The sequence below is a fragment of the Paenibacillus woosongensis genome, assembly GCF_030122845.1.
Lineage (GTDB): Bacteria > Bacillota > Bacilli > Paenibacillales > Paenibacillaceae > Fontibacillus > Fontibacillus woosongensis_A.
Genome location: NZ_CP126084.1, coordinates 504,648 through 528,892, shown reverse-complemented (window position 1 = coordinate 528,892; position 24,245 = coordinate 504,648). Strand labels below are relative to the sequence as shown.

Genomic DNA, 24,245 nt, shown 5'->3' with positions numbered 1-24,245 from the left:
TCATATTCAAAAGGGGACGTCCAGCGTCCCCTTTATGATTGCTCTTATTTCGTAGTGATCTTATTTCGTAGCGAAAATATATTCGTTCAAGCGAGCTTTAACCAATTCCAGGTGGCTGGATTTGTTGCGGATCTCGCTGTTTTGCAGCGCGTAAGCTTCCAGCGTTTTGAAGTTGGCTTTACCGGATACGATGTCAGCTCCGATTCCGCTCTTAAAGCTGGCATAACGCTCTTCCAGCAAGTTGTCGAAGAATTTGTCCTCGATCAGTTTAGCTGCTACTTTAAGTCCTTTAGCGAAGGTGTCCATACCTGCGATGTGAGCGTAGAACAAGTCTTCTGGCTCGAAGGAGCTTCTTCTTACCTTCGCGTCGAAGTTCACGCCGCCAGCGCCAAGGCCGCCGTTCTCAAGGATTTCGTACATAGCCAGCGTAACTGCATACAGATCTGTCGGGAATTCATCCGTATCCCAGCCAAGCAGCAGGTCGCCTTGGTTGGCATCGATGGAACCCAGCATGTTGTTGAGGCGTGCAACGCGCAGCTCATGCTCGAACGTATGTCCAGCCAGTGTCGCGTGGTTCGCTTCCAGGTTCAGCTTGAAGTGGTCTTGCAAGCCGTATTTTTGCAGGAATGCGATTGTTGTAGCCGCATCGAAGTCGTATTGGTGCTTGGAAGGCTCTTTCGGCTTAGGCTCGATCAGGAATTGGCCTGTGTAGCCGATTTCCTTCGCATAATCAAGAGCCATATGGAAGAATCTTGCCAGGTTGTCAAGCTCAAGGCCCATGTCCGTATTGAGCAGAGACTCGTAGCCTTCACGGCCGCCCCAGAATACATAGTTTTCAGAACCAAGCTCAAGACCTGTTTCCAGACCTTTCTTCACTTGTGCAGCTGCATAAGCAAATACATCAGCATTGGAAGTCGTTGCTGCGCCGTGAACAAAACGAGGGTTGGAGAACATGTTCGCTGTGTTCCAGAGCAATTTCACGCCGGTAGCCTTCATGCCTTCTTTGATCTTAGCAACGATAACGTCCAGGTTTTCGTTCGTCTCTTTCAGGTTTGCGCCTTCAGGAGCAATGTCGCGGTCATGGAACGCGAAGTAAGGAGCACCGAGCTTCTCCAGGAATTCGAAGTTTACTTCCACGCGGTCCTTCGCAAGATCAAGACCTGTGCGAGTCTCCCATGGACGAATCATGGTTGCTTGACCGAACGGGTCGCTTCCGTCCATCGTCAGGGTATGCCAGTAAGCCACCGCAAAACGAAGATGCTCTTTCATCGTTTTGCCAAGAACGACTTCGTCCTCGTTATAATGTTTGAATGCCAGCGGATTGTTGGAGCCTGAACCTTCGTACTGGATTTTGTTAATGTTCTTGAAATAACTCATACTTGAAATCCTCCCAGTCTGATTTGGAATTACTTGTGGAAAGTAAGCCTTTACATCATGATGATTATTAGTAGCATGACCCAAATTTAGTCGAGGCATGCTGCTTGATATCTTTATCCTAACACGGCCGACTTAGTTTGTCTAGTAAACTAACTAAGTTATTGATTTAGCATCACCCTTATGTGTATGATGTAGTTATCTTTTATGTAGAATTGAGGGTATCATCATGAAAATTACGGGCGATCAGCAACTGATCAAGAAAATGAACAAAACGCTCGTTCTGGATACGATTCGTCAGCGGCAGCCCTTGTCCCGTGCCGATATCGCCGCTACACTCGGCCTGAATAAAGCCACTGTATCTTCGCTTGTCTCCGAGCTGATCGAGAGCCAGCTGGTCACCGAAATCGGCCCTGGCGAGTCGAGCGGCGGGCGGAAGCCTACGCTGCTGCTGTTCAACCGCGGTGCCGGATATGCCATCGGCATCGATATCCGCGTCAACGATCTGTTTGCCCTGCTCGTAGACCTGGAAGGGAATGTCATTCGGGAACGAACGGTTCCCCTGGAGGATTCGTCGCCTGATCATGCGCTTGACCAAATCCGCAAAATGATTCACTGGCTCAGCAAGAAGGCGCCCGAATCGCCTTACGGCATCGTCGGGATCGGAATCGGTGTGCCGGGACTCGTCGACGAGAAGAGCCGGATCGTCTCCGCCCCGAACCTGGGCTGGAACAATGTCGCTGTGCAGAATCTGCTCATATCCGAATTCGGGGAGAATATTCATATAGACAATGAAGCCAACGCAGGAGCAATCGGCGAGAAGCTGTACGGGGCCGGACGCGATGCCGCCAATTTGATTTATATCAGCATCGGCGTCGGGATCGGCTCCGGCATGATCGTCGGCGGCGAGCTGTACCGCGGCATTTCCAATTTCTCCGGCGAAGTAGGGCACATGACTGTAACCGAGAATGGTCCCCTCTGCCGCTGCGGCAATCGCGGCTGCTGGGAGACGCTCGCTTCGGAGAAGGCGCTGCTCGATCGTGCGGCCCAGCGCTGGAAGGACAGCTCTTCCTCATCCGATGAGGAAGGGCTGGATCGTCTGCTGAACCTTGCCCGGGCCGGCGAACCCGAAGCACTCTCCCTGCTGCAAGAAACGGGAAACCATCTGGGCGTCGGCCTAGCGAACCTCGTGAATATTCTGAATCCTGAGTTGATCGTGATTGGCAACCGCCTGTCGATGGCTGGCGATCTGCTTCAGGAACCGATGCTGCACACGCTGGAGAGCCGCAGCTTGTCCTATCATATGAAGAAGACACAGGTCGCCTTCGCTGAGCTGGGCATTCGCAGCACCGCCCTTGGCGCAGCCTCGATGCCAATCACTTCCTTTCTGGCCGATGCGGATGTCACTTCGGTGAAAACCCAGTCTTAAACCTCATAAAGCCCTGACCAGGACACTCAACCCCGGTCAGGACTTTTTATTGTTTCAATCCAAAGATCGATATTTTCGCAAATACAACAGCAAGCAAGACCCTTTAGTTCTAACGGTTGCCATTGCCGCTAATCCGCTTATTTTTCACATTTTAAGAATCTAACGGTTATATATGTTGTTATTCTAACGCTTTTAATAAGCTGCAACGAATTCGGTACAAATAACGTGGATTACAACCGTTAGGACATCGAAATGCTCGTATTCAGCGAATTAACGGCCGTGGCAACCGTTAGAAATTCGGAAAGGCTTGCAAGCTTTCCGAACCGTCTATGACTCTTAAGAATAATCTGAACGAGCTCGCTTTTTCAGATAAATTCAAGCTTACGGCCAAGATTACGCTGGAAGGTGTAGACAAACCGTATACATTAGAAATGCCGATGCAGCAAAGCGTAGAGAAAGCGACGGCCTTGAAGCCAAATATGACCAAAAAACATGGAAACCTAAGCGTCACCTTAAGCAAGCTTAATCTGACCTCGGATTCTTCCCGCACCCTTTTCAAGCCTTGCTCCGCGCCTTGTATTCTGGTGCGGAGCAAGGCTTTTTTATATTTTTACGACAACATTGGAACTAGGATTGGCCAAACGTATAGGAGCAGCCGGCCTCACCATCCAACGAAATGATGCCAATACCAGGCCCCTCCAATCGGCAGGACCCGGCAACCGCACAGGTCACGACAACTTCCCTAATCAGGCCCTCCGCCCAGGAGAAATCGACGGTGAACCCGCCCCGGGCTCGCAGCCCTTTGACCCTCCCGCAGCTCCACCCTTCAGGCAAAGCGGGGAGCAATCGAATCATGCCGGTATGGCTTTGCAGCAGCATCTCGGCAATGCCCGCCGTCCCGCCGAAATTTCCGTCAATTTGAAACGGCGGATGGTTATCAAAGAGGTTGGGCAGCGTGGAGTGACTGAGCAGTTCCTTCACATTCTCGTAAGCCTTAGCCCCCTCCCGCAGCCTGGCCCAGAAATTGATCATCCACGCCCGACTCCAGCCGGTGTGGCCTCCGCCATTCGCCAGCCTGCGCTCCAGCGTCGTCCGCGCGGCTTCGGCCAGCTCCGGCGTGCGCTCTACACAAAAAGCTTCGCCCGGGAATAACGCGAATAGATGGGATATATGGCGGTGTCCCGGCTCCATCTCCTCATAATCCTCCATCCACTCTTGGATCTGGCCGTATTTGCCGATCTGCGGCTTGGGGAGCCGCTTCAGGGCAGTGGCAAGTTCCTTCCGGAACGCCTCATCCCGTCCGATGATCTCCGCACTGCGGATGCAGGCGCTAAATAGCGCCTCGATAATCTGAAAATCCATGGAAGCCCCAGCACACAGCACGCCTGTCTCCCCATTGGGAAGCTTATAGCTGTTCTCGGGAGAGACGGACGGGCAAGTAATCAAACGGCCCTCCCCGTCCTCGATCAAATAGTCGAGAAGGAACTGTGCCGCTTCCTTCATGGTCTCATACGCCCGATGCAAGAAATAACGATCCTGATTGAACCGGTAATGCTCCCACAAGTGAAGACATAACCAGGCCGCACCCATCGGCCAGTAGGAAGCCGGGAGATACATATCCTGCGGGGCCGTATCCGCCCAAATATCCGTGTTGTGGTGCGCCGTGAAGCCCCGGCAGCCGTACATCACCCTGGCCGTTACCCGGCCAGGCTCCCGCATCCGCTCGATCAAATCGAATAATGGCTCATGGCACTCGTTCAGATGGCAGTTTTCCGCCAGCCAATAATTCATTTGGGCATTGATATTGATCGTGAACTTGCTGTCCCACGGCGGCAAAAAGCTGTCGTTCCATATGCCCTGCAAATTTGCAGGCAAGGAGCCAGGCCGGCTGGAGGAAATGAGCAGATAGCGGCCAAATTGGAAATAAGTTGCTATCAGGCCATGATCCTCTTCTCCTTTCCGGATTAGCGCTAGCCGTTCATCGGTCGGGAGGGTGGTTCTGTCCGGGCTGTCCGGCAGCTCGATGTCAACCCGCCCGTACAGCTCCCGGTAGTCGGCAATGTGGCGGGCCAATTGCTCGCTATAAGAGGACTGGCTTATCGCCGTCACCTGCCGCTTGCCGTAAAGCTCCGGATCCGGATGCCGGAAGGTTGTACCGGCAACGAGCAGCAGCGTAACTGCATCCGCTCCGGTCACCACCAGATGCTCGCCAAGGGTGCGGCTGTCGCCGCCTTCCGGGATCGCCTTCAGTACGGCGCAAAAGGTACTGCCTCCCTTCCCCCCGCATTCCCCGCGCATAACCAGCCCGCTATGCCCCCATTTCTCCGACTTCTCCAAGTACCTCCAGTTCTGCCGGTTGAACCGGGCTCGGAAAGATATGGCTTTCTCCTTGTCGGCAGAAAGCCGGATGACGATCGCCTGGTCCGGATAGCTGGCGAACATCTCGCGGGTGTATCGCACCTGGCCAATCCGATAGCTGACGCGGGATACGCCGTGCTCAAGATCAAGCTCCCGGATGTAATCTTCCGCAGGCTGCTCATGATCAGCGAACGCCAGCAGCAGATCGCCTAGCGGCAAATAATGGCGCTGCGCTTCGGGCAGCCCCGTCAGCGTCATCGCCGCCAGCTCCTCCGCCTCCCGCAGCCGTCCGTCCATAATCAGTTCGCGTAACTGGGGCAAATGGGGCAGCGCGTCTTCATTGTTGCGATCACGCGGACCCCCGTACCATACCGAATCCTCGTTAAGCTGCAGCTTCTCTTCGGCCGTGCCCCCGAAAATCATGGCCCCCAGCCGCCCGTTTCCGATGGGCAGAGCTTCGTTCCATTCCGCAGCCGGTTCTCTATACCACAAACCATGCTTCTGTTCCATCGCAGTCATGCTTCCCCTCCGATCCGTTGGATTGAGATCACGAATATATGAACCTTATTCCAGCGTGAACGAGGCCAAGCTCGCACTCCCCATGCCAGTGTATGTAAAATACAAGGCCTGGATGCCATCGGGAATGACAAGTTCTGTAGAATACGCTTTCCATACGTTTGAAAATTCAACCGGGATCGTTCCGAGAACAGGGCCGTTCCATGCGGTTTTGATTTCAAAGGCACCACGGCAATACCCGCGCACTTGGATGGTCATCTTCCTGATTCCATGGCAGTCAAAATACTTGAATCCAGCCGTAGCCGAATCTGTCATATTGGCGATGTATCCCATCTCCTCATCTCCGTCTTTTCCATCCTGGGTTATTTTCGGAAACCGGCTGTCCATCCATGCCCCGGAAGCGCCAAAACCTCCTGTATACAGCTCTTCGTCCTTACAGAACAGGTTGCATGCCAGATATGCAGGATATTCGCCGCGCCCTGCAAGCGGCCCCCCGTTCGGGCCACAGGAGGTCATCTCCACCTGAGGGATCGTTCCGTCCTCCCGGAATGAAATGGGCTCGATACAGCCCTGTCGGCTAAAAGCGGTACCATTGGTATGCCTGTGATAGAAAATGTACCATTGCCCCTGAATTTCCACAGCACCGCCATGGTTATTGCCTCCGTAATACATCGGTTTGTCAGCCGGTTTATAAGAATCAATATGAAGATCATTATTGCTTACAATGACTCCCTGATATGTAAAGCCCCTTGTCGGAAATGGGCTGGTCGCATAACACAACTCATGCATGACGACCGAAGAATAGATCAGATAATACGTATCGCCTCGCTTCCTGATGGATGGCGCCTCGAAAAACTCATGTCCTTCAAATCCGCTGCCCTTGCTGTACGGTTCACTTGGCGCAACAAACACCGGTTCTTCCACGATGGTGAGCATATCCCGGCCGAGCACCGTGGCCATGGCCCCTTTTCTTGATTTGTCCCCGATTGCACAAAAGCCGGTATACAGATAAGTGAATTCCCCTTCTGTCAGCACGGCAGGATCAAATTGAGGCTCATCGCCCTGTCTTTCTCCTAGACGTGTTCCATCGGAATATCTCACATAGCCATAGAACTCATATTCACCAGCTGGAGAGTCACAGACGGCAACCGAAACAATGGGAACCTTATCAAGGACATAGTACAGATAGTACCGTCCATCAGGTCCCACGGTGACATCCGGTGCATACAGACACATGCTGCCATCCGGGTTAAGCGGATCATCTGTTTTTTTGTAAATCACACCTTCATACCGCCAGTCCGCCAAATCTGCTGCGGGTGCTGACCAGCATACATAGTCGTTTAAACAAAAAGCATGTCCGTTATAGCGGTCATGGGAGCCATAAACATAAACCCTGTCGTTAAAAACATGCGGTTCCCCGTCAGGAACGTATTCCCAGGATGGAAGATATGGATTCAAACCTTGTTTTCTCATCATTAATTTTGTGCACTCCTTATTTTTTGATATAAACTGTCGAAATATTGATATACTCTTTGTATTCACTGATATATTCCCTTTGATTGAGGTGAGAAGCATGACCAAGATTTTCTATGTGGAATATGATGCGGCACACAATAGCCATTTTATTTTTGATATTCCCGAAGGACATGACTGCTGGCTTTTAGTGATCACGCAAACTCCGGCTCAATTTTGGGTTGACGGGGAACTGAAGGAATACCCGGCTCACAGCGCTGTGCTCTATCAGCCGAAGCAGAAAATTTACTACCGGGCCTGTTCCCAGCAATACATCAACAATTGGATTCGTTTCGAATCCGACGAGCCTTATGTGACCGAAACAGCGCTTCCCTTCGGTGTTCCCTTTGCTTTAGATGACCCGGAGTACTGTCACAAGTTATTTCAGCTGCTCGTAAGTGAAAATTCATTCAACAATGATTATAGAGAGTCATCTATCGACTGCTTGCTTCGTACACTGTTCAATAAACTTCTGGAGTCTTACTTCCAGGATGAGATTACTCCGCAGCACTATAACCTGTTAAAGCTCCGGGCCACCATTCACAACGACCCCGGCCAGCATTGGTCGGTTCCAAAGATGGCGGAGATTCTTCGCATCAGCCCGGGTTATCTTCAATGGATTTACAAAAAAAACTTCGGGATTTCCTGCATGGACGATGTCATCAACAGCCGAATTCGCCTTGCTAAAGAATATCTGATCCATGGTACACACACGGTGGCCGAAATTGCTTATCGATGCGGATACCACAATGTAGAGCACTTCTGCCGGCAGTTTAAACGGATAACCGGGTACACGCCAAGAAATTTTCACAAGCACACCCGCAGTCTGACCGGCAAAGCAGAGGTCTCATCCCTTGATTCCCGTCATCGTAATGCCCTGAACAAAATGCCGCTGCCCCACGAAGAACAGAATAAGTACGGGAATCACCGTTATTAAGGAGACGGCCATCAGCATCTGAATTTGCGACGAACCAAAGGAATTCTGGAAGAACTGCAAGCCGATTGCCAAGGTGAAGTTCTGATCGCTGTTCAGGTAAATCAACGGCGACATATAGTCATTCCAATGAAACGTTATTGACATGAGGGCAACCGTAATCAAAGCAGGCTTTATAGCCGGCAGCAGAATTTTATAATAGATCTGGAAGGCGTTTGCGCCATCAATATACGCGGCTTCATCCAAATCCTTCGGAATCGATCTGAAGAATTGCCGCAGCAGAAATATATTAAACGCGCCCCCGCCAAAAAAAGAAGGTACGATAAGCGGCTTCAGTGTATCCAGCCAGCCCATTTTGGTGAACAAGAGGTAAGTAGGAACTAGGGTAACTTGACTGGGCAGCATTAGTGTGGCGAGCACGGCAGTAAACAGCAGGTTGTTGTATCGTGACTTGAACCTGGCAAACCCATAGGCCACGAAGGATGCGGAGAGGACCGTTCCCAACGTGGCGAGTAGGGTTACGGTTAACGTATTAAATGTATAACGCGTGAAGTCCGCATACTTCCACCCCTCGATGAAGTTATCCAGTGTGAATGTCTTTGGAAACAACTTCGGAGGCAAGGTATAAGCCTCGGACGGTATTTTAAAGGCCGTGGAAAGCATCCATAGGAATGGAAAAATGAAGATACCCGCACAAATGATCAAGACCACATAACTCAGACTGTATCGAATTAAATCGCCGGTTCTTTTACTCTTATAGTATGTGTCCACAGTAATACCTCCCAACTTAATTGTCGTAATAGACCCAGTATTTGGAGGTCCGGTTTACAATCTGGGTTATGATCATAATGACAATGAACAATAACCATGCCAAGGTTGATGCATAGCCCATCTCACTATATTTGAACCCATGGTTATAAATGTGCATCATGTAGGTGTATGTGGCGTAACTCGGGCCGCCCTCTGTCAGAATGTAAGGCTGCATGAAGATTTGAAATCCGCCGATAATCCCCATGATCAAGTTGAAATACAGCGTGGGGGTTACCAACGGCAGCGTAATGCGCATGACCTTCACCAAACCATTCGCCCCATCTATTTCAGCACTTTCATATAATTGCTCCGGAATGTCCTGCAGCCCCGCGAGGGTGATGATAATCGAATTACCGATCGTCCAGACCCCCATAATAATGATCGCAGGCATCGCCCACTTGGTGTCGCTCAACCAGCTTGGCCCCGAGATGCCGAACAGGGACAGGAAATAATTAATAAGTCCGTATTGCGCGTTAAAAATCCATCCCCACAATAACGTAACTGCAACGCCGGAAGTGATATACGGGATATAAAAGCTGGTTCTGAAAAATCCTACCCCTCTGATCTTTTGATTGAGCAGTAGTGCGATCAGGAAGGCTAATATCAGACTGACCGGGACGGAAACGAGTACGAAGTACAGCGTATTCAGCAGAGACTTATAGAACAGCGGGTCCTGCCCAAAAGCCCGGATGATATTGGCAAAACCGATGAATTGTCCAGAGCCTGTCATATCCATATTCGTAAAGACCAGTATGACCGAAAAGATCATGGGATACAGGGTGAAAATCAAAAAGCCCAAAAGCCATGGCGAGATAAAGAAGAAAAAATGCCTTTCTTCTCTTTTGGCAATGCTGTTTTTACGCGCCTTCATTATTTCGCCTCCCTGGAGCCTCCCTAGAAGACTCTGAATTGTAAAGCTTGGGAGGATATTTGAGGTAAATACCCTCCCCTAACTCTAGCCGTCATACCCACTTACTTCCTGTTCTGATGGATGGAATCAAAGGCGGATTGAATTTGCGATGCATATTCCTTCGCCGCTTCTTCAGCCGATTTGCCCTGAATCGTCACCTGCTGCCACATTTGCGCATACAGGTCTCCCGCTTTGGATATCGCGCCTCCCCAAGGGAAGGTAATGGCATCCTGCAGCCCTGTCACAAAATCCAGCATGGAGATATCTGTATTTTCAATCTTCATGTTTACAAATGTGCTTTCGGCTGCTTCCTTGGCTGCAGGAAGGTTTACTTTGCTGTACAAATCGCCGACTTCTTTATTCAGAGACACCGTCTTAATATAAGCCCACGCCGCTTCTTTGTTCTTGGAGGCCTGGTTCATCGCGAATCCTGTTTGGAATTTAATGTTCACGGTTTTCCCCGACGGGTCTTTCGGAGGCATCACGATCCCCCATTCAAAGTTGTTTCCGACATTTTTTGCGATCGTTGATGCTTCAAACAAGCCCATCGGGTACATGGCTGCTTTTCCAGCCGCGAACATCTGGTCCATCGGCATGCTCTTGGCAGCGGCATCATCCGGCATCGCCCCGGCCTTAACGAGGTCGCCAAACAATTGGTAACCTTTAATCGTATTCGGGTCATCTAATGTCTGCTTCGTCCAATCTTCGTTATACGGCGCTCCACCGTACACAAACGGTGCCAAGCTCTGCAGAATCCAGTGTGACACGATGCCGTAAACCCGGTTTGCCCCTTCTCCTGAAGATACTTGTTTGGAAATCTCCGCGAATTCATCCCAGGTCCATTCATTTGTCGGATACGGCACACCGGCTTTATCAAAAATTTCCTTGTTATATGCAATCATAAAATCGGAGGCTGTGGTCGGCATTCCTTCCCTTTTTCCATCGGAATCTACATACCCCCCGTCAACCCCTTGCGTGAGCAGAGACTCGAGATCCAGGTTATCCCGCTCGATATAAGGATTCAAATCTTCAAACCATTTAGAGCGAAGCCCCTTCCAGTCAGGAGACATCATGATGACATCGCCCGCATTCCCTGCGGCCAAAGCCGCATCCAGCTTCACGTCAATGTTATCCGCCGGCAGCCAAATTTCATTCACTTTCACCCCTGGATACAGCTTTTTGAAAATTTTGGTGGCTTCCTTCCGGCTCTGAAGCTCTTCCCCGCCACCCCATCCAAATACCGTGATTTCCCCAGAAATCTCCTGACCCTTCTTATCCGGATCGGCCGGCTGGCCATTCGTCTGCGTGTTATTCCCCCCACATGCCACGAGGGTCATGATTACAATCCCGACCAACAACATTGCCAAAAATCTTCTCATATGCATCCCCCTCTTCTATTGCACGCTGATCAAAGTGTCGTGAATCGATGAGTTAACATAATCTCCTGACTAAAGACAAAAACCGGGATCATTATTGATATATTCTTATTTCATGTCGTTCTATGAGAATATGCAGATGTTCGTTTATCACTCAGCAAAGTCCCTAGACAACCCCCCTTTCCATATGACATCTAGGTTGTTAGCGTTTTCATTATATTCTAACCTTAAAACTTTGAACGATTTGATTCAATGACATATTCTAATTTAATATTGATTTATTCTAATATCGTACATCTTCCCTCATTTGCTTATCCAAGTCAAAAAAAGCCCCTACAAGAGCGATTCGCTCAGTAGAGGCATGGGTGTGCAGTCATTAAATTATGTGTTGGGGTTATTCCCCAGAGCCCATTCTATGGCATACACGATATATTCACTCCAAAAATCCCAGGTGTGGGCACCCGCTCTTTCCACGTAAGTAAGCGGAACATTCTCCCGTACTAGGAAATCGCGGAATCGCTGGTTGACATCCAACAAGAAGTCTTCCGTGCCGCAAGCCATATAAATTTGAGGAATAGGCTCGCCCGATTCCTTCAGGCGCATAACAAGCGCTTCGGGATCTTTATCGCTTCCGAGGAGTTGATCCAAATCGCCGAACACCCGTCGGAAATATTTATAATCGGCAATACCGTCCTTGAAATCTGGAGCAGCGTTTGCGATTTTATAAGGAAGAATCGCCGATGACAGCGCAAGGATTCTACTGAAATGGCTTGCGTATTTCAAGCCGTTTCGAATAGCTCCGTAACCCCCCATCGACAAGCCGCCGATATAGGTATCTTCCCGGTCCGTAGAAAGCGGGAGCAGCGTTCGCGTAAACTCTACCAGCTCCTTGCCTACAAACTCCCCGTAAAGCGCGCCCAGATCTTCGTCGTCTACATAAAAGTGGTTTTCCCCGGACGGCATAATCACAGCGATTTTATGTTTGTCCGACAGCTCACGGATTCTCGAATAGCTTAGCCAGTCCCCGTGACTGCCTGAATACCCATGAAGCAGATACAACGTCTTGAGCGGCTTGATTCTATGCTCTTCCTCCGTCTGCCCAGGAATAACCGGGGAATCCAGCGGCAATAGAGCATTAAATGTCACTTCTCTGCGCAGACACTTGGAGAAAAAGTTAACTTGTATCGTCGCCATGGATCTAACTCCTTCCTCGTGAAGTGAACTCAGACAATATACTCAACTGTATGATTCATGTCATCTGCGTACTTGATCACGGAACGGTAGGTTTTCAGATTAATCGTCAGCTCACAGCTTTTCTCGCCCTTTTGCCACTGAAGACGAATTTCATCATCTGGCGAATCCAGCACACGGAACTCCCCGTTAAAGGCATCATACGAATTACGGAAACGAATCAGCTTCAGCAATCGTTGAACAACATCTTTTTCCAAGGCCTGTTCAATTTCCTCCACGGTATAATTGTGCCGGTTGATTTCGCGCCCTTCGCCAGTCTCTTGAACTCGCTCCATATCGTTTTCGCCAGCCAGCAACCCTACATAATATACCTGCGGAATGCCCGGGGCAAAAAATTGAATGGCTCTTGCCGCCATATAGGCGTCATCATCATGATTAAGGACACTATAATAGCTGCAGCGAATTTGATGGACATCAAACCCATCTGCCGCCTTATGCTCATCCGATAGAATCAGGCTTAGATTGGAGCCTCTTTCCAGACAGACGTCCACCAGCTTTCTTGCTTCCGTTGTATCGATAAGATCATCCAGGTCCGGCTTCACAGGAATGCCGTCATGGCAATCTAACATTGTGAACTGCTTATGCGGGCGAATCTTCAGGTATTGGTTAAGCTCCGCGCTCGAACGGTTGATCAAAGCTTCTAGAACCCGATAAGGCAAAATAAAATCGTAAATCCAGCAGCCATGCTCGGCAAGTTTGAATTGGGTGGAGTAATGCGCATGCACTTCCGGCAGCAATTCAATGTCATACGAATCAGCGAGCTCCTTGACCCAGTCGAGGAACTTATAGATTTCCGGCTCAACGAAAAAGCAGCTGGTTCCCAGCTTCTTAATGACATAGCCGACAGCGTCGAGCCTGACAATCTTGACATTTTGTTTCTTGAAATTTTCAAAAAACTCTTCAAACAGCCGCCGCGTCAGTGGGGACTGGATATCCAGGTCGATTTGCTCGGAAGGATCTGTTTTACCAAACGTCGTCCATACCTTTTCTTCTTTGCCATCCTTCCCGATTTGGAAGGTCGAATAGGGTTGCGGGCGGCGCAAAAACATTTGATCAATATCAGCCTGTACCGGTTCGCCATCCTCCCAAACCTTGTCCAGAGTCAGAAAGAGATCGGCATACTGCGAGTCGCGCCCCTTGGCGAGGAAGTCTTGAAAATAGGGCGACTGTCTTGATATATGATTGACCATTAGATCAAGCAAAACATCAAACTTCTCCCCAATCTCCCGGATCTCGTCCCATGTGCCAAAGCTTGGCTCGATTTCCAGATAGGTCAATGGGGCAAAGCCCCGATCCCCAGAGGAGGGAAATGGAGGAAGAATGTGAATGCCACCCTCAAAAATATCTGCAAAGTGCGTGGTTAACATCTGATTCAGTGTTTTTAAATCCCCGCCCATGGAATCCGGATACGTAATAAGTTGTACTTGGTTCTTAATAGCCATTTCTAGACCTCCTACAAACTAAATTGTTCTTTAATAACATCCAGCCTCGGCAAACGCACCACTGCACCCGTATATCTTAACTTGTACGCACTGACTGCAAATCCAAGATGAAGCGCCTCCCTGATGCTGTGGCCCTTGATTAATGCCGCATAAAATCCAGACCAGAACGCATCCCCGGCTCCTGTCGTGTCCACGACCTCGGTAGCTAAAGAGTCAAATGTGAGCGTCTCCCTGCCATTGGATACAATGGCCCCATCCTTACCCAAAGTCATAATGACAAGCTTCGCGCCTAATTCAAGAAATTTCTCCAATTGTTTGACGGGTTCATCTTTCCCAAACAAGCGTTCAGCATCATCCTCCGATGGCTTAATCACATCCACCATAGATATGATGGATTTAACATATTGCGCCCCATCCTCGCCCCGCTGCCAAATCATCGGATGATAATTCGGATCAAAGCCGATGAGCAGACCTTGAGTGCGGGCTTCTTCGATTACCTTTTCAAGCGTGTGCCGCGCCGGGGTTCGGGAGATGGGCCAACAGGAAAAGTGAACGATTTTAGAGTTGGCTATCCTTTGCTCCAGCGAGTCATCGAATATCATTTGATAATCTGCGTCGCGATAAAAAATGGGGACCGGGGTCGTCCTGCTTTTAGTAACCACCACCAGGCTCGTGGAAGCATCCACCCTCTGTATGCCCTTGGTGTCCATTCCTTCTTGCTGCAATCGCCGCAGAAGGAATGTTCCAAAACCATCATTCCCTACCGCGGAGACGATTTCGGAACGAATACCTAACCGATTAACATTGATCGCGATGTTGGAGGGAGCTCCTCCGGAAAACTTCGTATATCCATCGCACTCGAAGCTGCCATCGTCGTATTCATTGGAAATCATATCAATAAGCAGTTCCCCTACCGCTAGTAAATCATTGGATTTATCTCCTAGCGGAATGTTATCGTCTAAATCAAACATGCGTTTCCCTCCGATATTTATAATGAAGTTAAGGGAATAGATTATGTGGCGGCGTTAAATGCCCTCGCCAGTGCCTGAATATACCCATCTTTTGTACGCCTGCTGATCTCCGCGTCCGGAACTGTATATTCGAAGGCATGATAGCCTCCTGGATAGAGTTGAAATTCTACATCAACGCCAGCCTGGGCAAGCCGTGCAACATATTGGATCGTCTCATCGCGAAATGGATCCAGCTGTCCTACGCACGTATAGGTCGGAGGCAAACCTTCGAAACTTTTCGCCCAAAACGGGGCGGCATACGGCGATATTTTCACCTCATCTTTTTCCTCTTCACCAAGATACATTTTCCATGCTTCCAAATTATTGTGTCTATTCCACACCGCGGGATGGGTAATCTCATAACTCGAAGGGGTCTCGTTACGATGGTCTATCATCGGGTATAGCGGCATTTGGAAGCAAATGGCCGGACCTCCTTTATCCCGTGCCATCAGGGTTAATGCTGCCGTCAAGCCTCCACCAGCACTAGCGCCGGCGACCGCGATACGGGTAGTGTCGATGCCCAATTCTTCAGCTGCTTGTACCATCCAGACCAATGCCTTGTAACAATCATTGATCCCCGCCGGAAATGGATGCTCCGGGGCAAGCCGATAATCCGGGCATACAACGACGCAACCGGTCTTCTCTGCAAAGCTGATACAAATGATGTCATCTATATCCGGATGCCCCATGACATATCCTCCGCCATGAAGCCATAGAAGCGCAGGCAATTCCTTGCTGGCTCTGTGAATCGGCTCATATATATTTACAAGCATCTCCTGATGATCCGCACCGGTTATCCAGCGTTTCTTGATGTGGACATGCTCGGATTGTACGGGCTTCCGAGGTTGTTCTCGCATCATTTGCAAATCTTCGGGGAGGCTGAAGACAGGAACACTTTCCAATCCCTTCCGCAACTCTGGAGCTACTCTATTGATAAAATCCATATGACTATTCCTCCTGATTTCTTCCTGTATGAAAACCCGATGAAGTCCAATCAATATGACAACCGATTGACATATTGGGTTCTAAAATTACTCTTCCATACCTGACTTATTTTAAGTCGTTTCTCTCTCAATCAAGGAAACGGGAAACACATTGATCTTAGGCACGACTTCCCCGTTAATTTGCCTAACGATCAAATCAATACTACATTTGCTCATTTCCCTAATCGGCTGCCTGATCGTACTGAGCCGGGGAGAAACTAACGAGGCTATTTTAACATCATCGTATCCAATGATTTTAATTTCGTCTGGAATGCTCCTTTTTAATTGATGGCAGACCTGGAGCACCTCGGCGGCAATAAAGTCACTGCTGGCAAATATACCATCCACTTCCGGATGCTGCTGCAGGAAACGAATGATTTCATTGTCGGGTTCGGAATCCTCCCCCCTATTTACCTCCAATTGCAAATGGACAGGTTTCGTTCCAATAGCGAGAAATTCTTCTTCAAAACCCTTCGCCCTTTCGCTAGCCAACAAAGCTTGGTGATGCGGCCCATCAATCCCTCGATAAAGGTAGGCCGGATTCTGGCAGCCATTGTCCAGAAGTAATCTTGCCGCAAGCTTGCCTCCCATGAAGTTATCAGAGGCTACAATGGGAATGTCATCAGCTATGGTGCGGTCAAATGAAATGATTGGTAAATTCAAATTCAAATAGTGCTGGACATCCAATACTGCGCTTCCCATAATAATGGCATCGACCTGGTTCTTCTTCAGCATATCGATATATTGAAGCTCTTTAGCGACGTCCCGGTTCGAATTGCACAATAACAATTTGTATCCCTGCTGATCGGCATAGTGCTCAAGATGATAGGTCAGCTCGCTAAAAAAAGGATGCGATACAGCAGGAATAATAAGGCCGATCATATTCGATTTTCTTCTAAACAAAGCCCGAGCCATTTCATTAGGTTGATAATTAAGCTCCTCTATGGCCTGATTTACCTTAACTCTTGTCTTCTCGCTAATATAGCCTCTATTATTAAGCACTCGGGAAACCGTCGTGACAGAAACTCCTGCCTTTTTAGCCACATCTTCAATTTTGGGCATGAAATACCACCTTGTTTTTTTACAACCATTATAAATAGTCCATCTCTATTTCAGCAAACATCGCTATTATAATTACTTCAGAGCACCCTCCGTAATTCCTTTAATAATATGCTTCTGCAAGAATAGATACAATATGAGAACTGGAATAATTGTCATAATTAATCCTGCCATCAATGGAGCAAAATCCACAGCATACGACGAGAAGAAATTATAAGTGGAGAGAGGCAGCGTCTTCTGTGACGGCGATAAGAGAACCAGGCTTGGCAGCAAGTAGTCGTTCCAGATCCACAGCACATCGAGCACCATTAGCGTTACGAAAACAGGCTTTAACAGCGGCAAAACAATTTGAAAAAAGGTCCGAAGCCTGGAGCTGCCCTCGATGAATGCTGACTCTTCCAACTCGAAAGGAACCCCTTTGATGAAACCATGGAAAGTAAACACGCCAAATGGAACACCAAAACCTAAATACATGAAAAACAACGTTGTTTTCATATCCAGCAGATCCATATTGCCGTACAGCATCACCAGCGGAATCATGATTACCTGAAAAGGCAGGGCCATTGAGGCCAGCATCGCGAAAAAAATAATGGAGTTCAGCTTCCATTTAAACCGAACGAACAGATACCCTGTCATCGCGGAAAAAAACAGGATCAACAGTACGGCAACCACTGTAATAATCATGGAATTCAAAAAACTGTTCAGAAAATCCATGTTATGATAAGCGCTGACATAGTTTTCAAACCTTAAGCTTTCCGGGAAAGATAACGGATTTTCAACGAACTGCTGCGTCGTTTTGAAAGAGTTCATGATAATCATCAAAAATGGAGTTAAAAAAACGAGCAGCAGCAGATACAATAGTATGTTTTTAACCGTTGAGCCTCTGCGATGTGTATCCATTAAGATTCGACCTCCAATCTCTTAAGCAGGTATGATTGCGTAAGTGCAATAATCGCCACTACGGCAAACAATACAACTGCTTCCGCCTGACCGACTCCATATTGGTTCGACAAAAATGCCTTTTGCACAATATGATAGGTAGCCAGCTCCGTAGAGGCGAACGGACCACCTTTAGTTAACGCAAGGTTAATGTCGTAGGTTAGGAAGGACCGAGATAACGAGATGAAAACACAGATGACAATCGCTGGAATTGTAAGAGGCAACACGACCTTCTGAATCGTCGCTGTCCGGCTGGCCCCGTCGATGGATGCAGCTTCCAGCACATCCGTAGGAACACCAGAGAAGCCAGCAATATAAATAATCATCAAATAACCGATCAATTGCCAAGCTGTCGCTATGACGAGCGCCCAGAACGCCGTGTTTGTGCTTGTTAACCACGAGGTCTGGAACAGGGACCAGCCATATTTTTGCCCCATATAAGGAAGCACCTGCGAAAACAGTGTCTGCCACAAATATCCGAGAACGATACCGCCGATCAGATTCGGGGTAAAAAAACCAGTGCGCAGCCACTGCTCTCCTCTTCCCCCGCTTGTAAGCAAAAGTGCAATAAAGAAGGCGAAGCCGTTAGCAATCAACACCGTAAAAAAAACGTATTTCAGCGTAAACCATAACTGGCCGAGAAATACTTTATCCTGAAACACTTCAATGTAATTGGCAAGCCCAATATATGCGGTGTCAGCCGTTCGAACATCCCAACTGGTAAACGTCAGGTACAATCCAACAAAGAAAGGAATTACAATGACAGCGATAAAGGCGAAGATGGAGGGTCCCCCAAAAACTAGAAACGTGCCCGTATTCCTTAGAAAATTTTTTTTAATCATGTTGCTGCCCCTTTATATGTCCATGTTTAGCCTTTTAGATGAAGGACGGGCCGAAGTAAACCCCAGTCCCGTCCTCCTTTGCAAATAGCCTTCTTATTTACGTGCTTGGTCTGTCCAATAAGCCTGTACTTCCCCTGCAAGCGCGTTGCGGTCAATGATGCCAGACAGATATTTCTGCATCGATGCTCCCGTCATAGACCAGTAATCTTGCGGCAGATAGTTGATTACTCCAATGTTGATCACTTTCCCTTGGTCTACGTATTGCTCAACCGCATTGGAGATCACATTTGTGCTTGTTACTTTTACATCCTTGTAAGGCAGGGCCAATCCCATTTGACTGACAATAGCCTCTTGACCCTCTTGGCTGGTCACCAGCCACTCAAGAAATGCTTTGGCTGCTTCTTGCTGCTCTGCGGAAGAACCTGAATCATCAATCGCGAACAACTTAGGCTGGCTGTACGCTACTTGAGTGTTACCGAAATCTTCAGGGTTGTTGCTGATTGGAACTGGAATTAAGCCGAATTCTTCATCACGGTTCTCCAATGTTCCGATAACCGCCCAAGTCCAGTCTCCCATGAAATAGAAAGCTGCATCCCCTTTGGCGAAGTCAGCGCTATCTTTATTGTAGTCTGCAACAAGCGGGTCATTCTTTCTTGCATTGTATTTCTTTAACAAATCAAAGGTATCGATCAGACCATTGAATTGCGGGTTATCCGCAAGCGTAGCGGAGCCATCCATCAGGCTATCTACGAACTTGCGATTTTCGTCTACGTTATCGGATTGCAACGAATAAGTCAGACCTAGATAATGAGCGCCCAAAGACCAATCTGCCCCATGGACCATAACTGGCGCTTTACCGGCAGCTTCAATTTTCTTGAACAGCTCTTCCAGTGCATCCCGGGTTTGGATCGTAGATGGATCGAATGGTCCTCCGATCACTTCTTCGACGACCCGCTTATTATACAGCAGTCCATAACCTTGAGCTGACCAAGGAATACCAAGGAATTTTCCATCCAGCAGAGCTCCTTCTACAGCTCCTTCTTTCGTCAACTCTTCGTATTTCGCTTTCTCCGGCTCTAAATCCAGGAACTTATCTTTATATTGCAAAATCGTTCCCGCATCCAGGTTGGCAATGGTTGCCGGATTGCCGGACGCCAGCAAAGATTGGAACTTCTGAATTTGGGCGCCGCCGATTGGCGTCGGAATCAATTCGATCGTTACATTTGGATTTAGTTCGTGATATTTCTTGAACAATTCCTCAAACACCGTATTTACTTCCGCTGAGGTGTTAAAAAACGTAAGCTTAACATTTTTAGCGGCTTGAGAACTTTGTCCCCCTTCCTGTTGACTGTTGCCGGTGGATGACGTATTGCCAGTAGAACAAGCCGTTAACATAGAAATCACCAAGACCAAGCATAGCATTGCCGTCCATCTGATACCCTTAAATTTCTTCAAAATCATTTCCCCCTTTTTGCCTGTAGCTTGAATGCGCATTCATTCATGTTCGAATTTATGATAAACGATTGACATACATTGTGTCAACCGGTTGTCATAAATAAAAAACACACAGGTTATTAACCATGACTAAAGAACAGCCCCCATGCTTATGATCACGAGGGCTGTTTTTCTATGCGTTCTCCTATGCTTATATAACACGACTTAAAAAATGCTGCAGGAAGCGATCAGCGTCTACTTTCGTACATACTTCGATTCTCGGTTCACCTTCAACCGATCCTACCGTTTGGCCTGCGGCTTCTCCTTCGGTAACAACGGCAACCCGCATTCGTTCGGATGACACAAAACTCCGATCTATCGCCACACCTACGGCAAGCGGATCATGCAATCCGCAGCCGCCGATGCCGGGAAAGCGCGCCTCATAAGCGCCGATGTAGAACTCCGTCATCTCCGCAAGCCATCCTCCCAGCTCACCGCCGGAACGGCGCCATTTCTGCAAAGGCCCGCTGGACAGCAGCGTCTGCATCGTCACGTCCAGCCCGACCAGCGTCAGCCGTACGCCTGACGCGAAGACGGCCGCAGCCGCCTCCGGATCGGCCACGATATTCGCCTCGCCGTACGGCGTAACGTTGCCGGGGACGGTCACCGCTCCGCCCATGACGACAACTTCGCCAATCAGCGGGATAATATCCGGCGCCTTCTCGATCGCCAGCGCCAGATTGGTCAGCGGCCCTACGGCAATAATCGTCATCTCTTGCGGCCGCTCCTTCACCTGCCGAATGATATAGTCGGCCGCTGCCAGCTCGGCTTTATGGCCTTGGGGCTCTTCCCGGAGCGTATTGCCGAGCCCGTCCTGCCCGTGAATATGCCTGGCGTAGGCTTTTTTCAGACTGCCGCTTACCGGTAGCTCCGCTCCTTCGTATACAGGAATAGACTTGCCCAGCTTCTCCAGCACGTACAGAGAATTTCGCGTAGCCTCCTGAGCGGAAATATTCCCGAAGCAGGTCGTGAGTGCGATGAGCTCCAGTTCAGGAGAGCGAGCTGCGTAAGCGATAGCCAAGGCGTCATCGATGCCTGTATCTACATCCATAATGACCGGTTTCATTTCGTCTTCCTCCTTCACGAAGTTGAAGAAGCTAAATTCAGCACATGTTGTATACTTTATTGCTTCGGATCAGTGACAACGCTTCCTCTTCAGGCAAAGGCCTGCTGATGTAAAAGCCTTGAATGAGATCGTACTTTGACTGCTTCGCATGCTCCAGCTGCTTCACCGTCTCTACGCCCTCGGCCACGACATTCAAGCCCAGCCGCCTGCCGATCAGCACCATGGCCCGGGCAAGTGAACGGTCGTCCCCTTGATCCGATATTTGCGCAATAAACGAACGGCTGACCTTCAGCGTCGTCAGCGGCAGCTGCTGCAAATAGCTGAGTGAAATGTATCCCGTGCCGAAATCGTCCAGCGCGAGATGCACCCCTGCCGCTTGCAGCCTGCCCAGCTTTGCGATCAATATGTCGGGCGCTACCATGCCGACAGACACCGATTCCGTAATTTCGAGCTCCAGATGCTCCGGAGGCAGTCCCGTGTTCCTCAAGATTCGCAGCACCATATCGACGAAATCCTCCTGCATAAGCTGGACGATCGAAATATTCACCGATATCCGCAGCTGCCCATACCCTTCCGCCTGCAGTTGCGCTGCGAACCTACAGGATTCCGCCAGCACCCATTCCCCGATCGGGATGATTAATCTGCTGTCTTCAGCGATCCGGATGAAAGCCAGCGGCGCGAGCAAGCCAAGCGCTGGGCTGTTCCAGCGGATCAAGGCCTCAAAGCCCATAATCCGGCCTGTCCTGAGGCTGATTTTGGGCTGATAATGCAGAATGAACTCCTTATTCTCAATGCCATGGCGAAGCTGCGTCTCCAGTTGGATCCGCTCGTTGAATGTCCGCAAATAAGCCGGATCGAACAGCACATATTTACCTTTACCTGCTTCTTTGGCATTATACATGGCCACATCCGCGTTTCTCAAAATTTCCTCCACCGTGCGGCCATCTTTCGGATAGAAGGAGACCCCCACGCTTACCGACACCTGCAAATCTGTTCCATTGATCCTAAACGGCTCCTTGAAGCCTGCGATAACCCTCTCTGCGGCAGCGATCACACCTGCATCATCCCTAATGCTGCGCATGAATACGACAAACTCATCTCCCCCAAGGCGAAACAGCACGGCCTGTTGGCCGACCATGGCGGACAGCCTCCGGCTGGCTTCAATAAGCAATTGATCTCCGAACTTATGTCCCATCGTATCATTGACGTATTTAAAGTTATCGGTATCCACAAAAAATACCGCCGCCCTCTCTTCCGATGAAGCAAAATAGCCCTCCAGCTCCTTCAGCAGGTACAGCCGGTTCGGCAGGCCGCTCAAGGTGTCGTAATAAGCCAGCTGGTGCAGCTTCTCCTGAGAGAGCTTCAATTCATGGATATCCTCATGCGTTCCGGCCATGCGGTATGCCCGTCCCCGCCTGTCAAACAACGCTTTGCCCCGGCCAAGAAACCAGCGGTATTCTCCGCTTTTTACCCGCAGCCTGTACCGGCACTCAAACAGCTCTGTCTCCCCTTTTGTCGCCGCATCCATCGCCTTCTGCACTGTTTCTTCATCGTCTGGATGTATGAGATTGTCCAGAATATCGCTGGATACATGATCATCTTTCGTATAGCCCAGCAGTTCAAACCAGCGGGCTGAATAGAACCGCTTGTTGCGGAGCAGATCCATTTCCCATATACCGGCATTCGAGGCTTCGATCACAAGCCGGTGCTGCTCTTCATTCCGGCGAAGCATATCCTGGTTTTCAACCAGCTTCTCATAGTTTTCGAGCAGTTCCTTCTGGGTATTCTTCAGCTCCTCGCATGCCGCTTCCAGCTCGCGGCAGCTCTCCTCCAGCTTTAGCTCATACCTTTTTCGTTCCGTAATATCGATCATTGAGCCAGCAAAGCGGACAACCTGACCCTCGCCGTTCCTTCTCGTAATCCCCCTGGCCTGCATCCATAAATAGGCCCCGTCCTTCCTCCTGATCCGGTACTCGCTTTCGTACACGGGTGTATATCCGTTTAAGCAAGCCTGTCGCGCACGCTCCGTGTCCGCCCAGTCATCAGGATGTATGACCTTCTTTAATCCTTGAACGGTCAGCTCAATATCGCTGCGGTCATAACCTAGCAAATCATAGAACCGGTCCGAGACAAAATATACGCCTACGGCCGGGTCGATGTCCCAGATGACGGCACCCGATCCGCGGGTGGCCAGCCGGAATCTTTCCTCGCTGACTCTAAGCTTCTCCTGATTGGCCACCAATTCGTCGAACTGGCGCTGCATTTCTTCCTGGGTGGCCGTCAGTTTCCCGTAAGTCGCCTCCAGCTCTTGGTAACTGCTTTGCAGCTTGTCCTGGGACATCCTATGTTCATGAATATCCATTCCAATCAGCACAATGCAGCCCGATTCTGCCGAGCTCCTTCCTCCGCCGATGGCCGAAGTCCTGAACGAGAATGTCCTTAACCGCTCCCCGCTCTCGAAGCTGATCATCACCTCCTTATCCTGAACGAATTTATTCGCAAGCGCATCATTCAATAGCGCGATGACTTCCTGCCAGCCGCTGCAAAGCTCCGCGATCTCATCATACTTGCGGCCGACAACCTCACTGCCGTTGACCCCAATCAGTCTTTCCGCGTAACTATTAAGCCTTACGATGGTCTTGTCCAGCTTGACCGTCCAAATACACATACGCCCATAGTCAAAAATATCATGGAACAAGGCTCTTTCGGCCAGCATTTTTTTTCTGAACTGAACCGTTAACACGAGTGAACAAAACATGCCGAGCGTGGTTATGCCGAGTAAAAACATCATATGTATTCCTAGCACCCGGGCTCCTCCTTTATGCTGCATAAAATATCTAATTACTACAAGGAGAGGAAATATAGTGGGGAAAATGGAGCTATGGCGATTGCAACTATGTAGAATTTCTCCCTATATTGACTAATATTAACATATGATAT

18 protein-coding genes are annotated in these 24,245 nt (G+C 49.3%); 2 read left to right on the top strand and 16 right to left on the bottom strand.

Features of this window, described 5'->3' with window-relative positions; translation table 11 throughout:
* Positions 1–60 precede the first annotated feature (60 nt).
* Entirely contained in the window at positions 61–1,377 is a 1,317-nt protein-coding gene (xylA, locus tag QNH46_RS02385; RefSeq protein ID WP_283926754.1) for a xylose isomerase, read from the bottom strand.
* Positions 1,378–1,603: 226 nt separating this feature from the next.
* Here xylA and QNH46_RS02380 point away from each other — a divergent pair, with 226 nt between their 5' ends.
* Positions 1,604–2,803 (top strand): ROK family transcriptional regulator, encoded by a 1,200-nt coding sequence (locus QNH46_RS02380; RefSeq protein WP_283926753.1) that lies wholly within the window; start codon positions 1,604–1,606, stop codon positions 2,801–2,803.
* A 627-nt stretch (positions 2,804–3,430) separates the two neighbouring features.
* Here QNH46_RS02380 and QNH46_RS02375 read toward each other — a convergent pair.
* Positions 3,431–5,680, bottom strand: coding sequence for a glycoside hydrolase family 95 protein (locus tag QNH46_RS02375; RefSeq protein ID WP_430691873.1), 2,250 nt, complete (start codon positions 5,678–5,680; stop codon positions 3,431–3,433).
* Positions 5,681–5,725: 45 nt separating this feature from the next.
* Positions 5,726–7,150 (bottom strand): family 43 glycosylhydrolase, encoded by a 1,425-nt coding sequence (locus QNH46_RS02370; protein WP_283928325.1) that lies wholly within the window; start codon positions 7,148–7,150, stop codon positions 5,726–5,728.
* 100 nt (positions 7,151–7,250) lie between these two features.
* Between QNH46_RS02370 and QNH46_RS02365 the strand changes: the two genes are divergently transcribed.
* Positions 7,251–8,126 carry a helix-turn-helix transcriptional regulator gene (locus QNH46_RS02365; RefSeq protein WP_283926752.1) on the top strand — a complete coding sequence of 292 codons (876 nt, stop codon included), beginning with the start codon at positions 7,251–7,253 and terminating at the stop codon, positions 8,124–8,126.
* Here the strand turns inward: QNH46_RS02365 and QNH46_RS02360 are convergent.
* The 13 genes from QNH46_RS02360 to QNH46_RS02300 all read right to left on the bottom strand — a co-directional run bounded on the left by QNH46_RS02360 (position 8,037) and on the right by QNH46_RS02300 (position 24,111).
* On the bottom strand, positions 8,037–8,894 hold the full coding sequence (locus tag QNH46_RS02360; protein WP_283926751.1) for a carbohydrate ABC transporter permease: 858 nt from the start codon (positions 8,892–8,894) through the stop codon (positions 8,037–8,039). The genes QNH46_RS02365 and QNH46_RS02360 overlap by 90 nt on opposite strands.
* A gap of 16 nt (positions 8,895–8,910) precedes the next feature.
* Positions 8,911–9,804: a carbohydrate ABC transporter permease gene (locus QNH46_RS02355; protein WP_283926750.1), complete on the bottom strand. Its 894-nt coding sequence runs from the start codon at positions 9,802–9,804 to the stop codon at positions 8,911–8,913.
* A gap of 101 nt (positions 9,805–9,905) precedes the next feature.
* Positions 9,906–11,222 carry an ABC transporter substrate-binding protein gene (locus tag QNH46_RS02350; RefSeq protein WP_283926749.1) on the bottom strand — a complete coding sequence of 439 codons (1,317 nt, stop codon included), beginning with the start codon at positions 11,220–11,222 and terminating at the stop codon, positions 9,906–9,908.
* 378 nt (positions 11,223–11,600) lie between these two features.
* A complete protein-coding gene (locus QNH46_RS02345) occupies positions 11,601–12,413 on the bottom strand; it encodes an alpha/beta hydrolase (protein WP_283926748.1) in 813 nt (270 codons plus the stop codon).
* Positions 12,414–12,442: 29 nt separating this feature from the next.
* Positions 12,443–13,912, bottom strand: a complete 1,470-nt coding sequence (gtfA, locus tag QNH46_RS02340) for a sucrose phosphorylase (protein ID WP_283926747.1) — start codon at positions 13,910–13,912, stop codon at positions 12,443–12,445.
* A gap of 11 nt (positions 13,913–13,923) precedes the next feature.
* Positions 13,924–14,883: a carbohydrate kinase family protein gene (locus QNH46_RS02335; protein ID WP_283926746.1), complete on the bottom strand. Its 960-nt coding sequence runs from the start codon at positions 14,881–14,883 to the stop codon at positions 13,924–13,926.
* 41 nt (positions 14,884–14,924) lie between these two features.
* Positions 14,925–15,866, bottom strand: coding sequence for an alpha/beta hydrolase (locus tag QNH46_RS02330; RefSeq protein WP_283926745.1), 942 nt, complete (start codon positions 15,864–15,866; stop codon positions 14,925–14,927).
* A gap of 111 nt (positions 15,867–15,977) precedes the next feature.
* The gene (locus tag QNH46_RS02325) at positions 15,978–16,967 is read right to left on the bottom strand and encodes a LacI family DNA-binding transcriptional regulator (protein WP_283926744.1); all 990 of its coding nucleotides are present in this window, start codon (positions 16,965–16,967) and stop codon (positions 15,978–15,980) included.
* Between the two features lie 72 nt (positions 16,968–17,039).
* Entirely contained in the window at positions 17,040–17,864 is an 825-nt protein-coding gene (locus QNH46_RS02320) for a carbohydrate ABC transporter permease (RefSeq protein ID WP_283926743.1), read from the bottom strand.
* Complete coding sequence (locus QNH46_RS02315) at positions 17,864–18,745, bottom strand: carbohydrate ABC transporter permease (RefSeq protein ID WP_283926742.1); 882 nt, start codon at positions 18,743–18,745, stop codon at positions 17,864–17,866. Before QNH46_RS02315 ends, QNH46_RS02320 begins: the two co-directional genes overlap by 1 nt.
* A 93-nt stretch (positions 18,746–18,838) precedes the next feature.
* Positions 18,839–20,200 carry an ABC transporter substrate-binding protein gene (locus QNH46_RS02310; protein WP_283926741.1) on the bottom strand — a complete coding sequence of 454 codons (1,362 nt, stop codon included), beginning with the start codon at positions 20,198–20,200 and terminating at the stop codon, positions 18,839–18,841.
* 190 nt (positions 20,201–20,390) lie between these two features.
* Positions 20,391–21,305, bottom strand: a complete 915-nt coding sequence (locus QNH46_RS02305; RefSeq protein WP_283926740.1) for a nucleoside hydrolase — start codon at positions 21,303–21,305, stop codon at positions 20,391–20,393.
* A 37-nt stretch (positions 21,306–21,342) separates the two neighbouring features.
* On the bottom strand, positions 21,343–24,111 hold the full coding sequence (locus QNH46_RS02300; RefSeq protein WP_283926739.1) for a sensor domain-containing protein: 2,769 nt from the start codon (positions 24,109–24,111) through the stop codon (positions 21,343–21,345).
* Positions 24,112–24,245 lie beyond the last annotated feature (134 nt).

Coding starts and splice junctions, on each gene's coding strand:
- xylA (WP_283926754.1), bottom strand. CDS start 1,377: ATGAGTTATTTCAAGAACATTAACAAAATCCAGTACGAAGGTTCAGGC.
- QNH46_RS02380 (WP_283926753.1), top strand. CDS start 1,604: ATGAAAATTACGGGCGATCAGCAACTGATCAAGAAAATGAACAAAACG.
- QNH46_RS02375 (WP_430691873.1), bottom strand. CDS start 5,680: ATGACTGCGATGGAACAGAAGCATGGTTTGTGGTATAGAGAACCGGCT.
- QNH46_RS02370 (WP_283928325.1), bottom strand. CDS start 7,150: ATGAGAAAACAAGGTTTGAATCCATATCTTCCATCCTGGGAATACGTT.
- QNH46_RS02365 (WP_283926752.1), top strand. CDS start 7,251: ATGACCAAGATTTTCTATGTGGAATATGATGCGGCACACAATAGCCAT.
- QNH46_RS02355 (WP_283926750.1), bottom strand. CDS start 9,804: ATGAAGGCGCGTAAAAACAGCATTGCCAAAAGAGAAGAAAGGCATTTT.
- QNH46_RS02350 (WP_283926749.1), bottom strand. CDS start 11,222: ATGAGAAGATTTTTGGCAATGTTGTTGGTCGGGATTGTAATCATGACC.
- QNH46_RS02345 (WP_283926748.1), bottom strand. CDS start 12,413: ATGGCGACGATACAAGTTAACTTTTTCTCCAAGTGTCTGCGCAGAGAA.
- gtfA (WP_283926747.1), bottom strand. CDS start 13,912: ATGGCTATTAAGAACCAAGTACAACTTATTACGTATCCGGATTCCATG.
- QNH46_RS02335 (WP_283926746.1), bottom strand. CDS start 14,883: ATGTTTGATTTAGACGATAACATTCCGCTAGGAGATAAATCCAATGAT.
- QNH46_RS02330 (WP_283926745.1), bottom strand. CDS start 15,866: ATGGATTTTATCAATAGAGTAGCTCCAGAGTTGCGGAAGGGATTGGAA.
- QNH46_RS02325 (WP_283926744.1), bottom strand. CDS start 16,967: ATGCCCAAAATTGAAGATGTGGCTAAAAAGGCAGGAGTTTCTGTCACG.
- QNH46_RS02320 (WP_283926743.1), bottom strand. CDS start 17,864: ATGGATACACATCGCAGAGGCTCAACGGTTAAAAACATACTATTGTAT.
- QNH46_RS02315 (WP_283926742.1), bottom strand. CDS start 18,745: ATGATTAAAAAAAATTTTCTAAGGAATACGGGCACGTTTCTAGTTTTT.
- QNH46_RS02305 (WP_283926740.1), bottom strand. CDS start 21,305: ATGAAACCGGTCATTATGGATGTAGATACAGGCATCGATGACGCCTTG.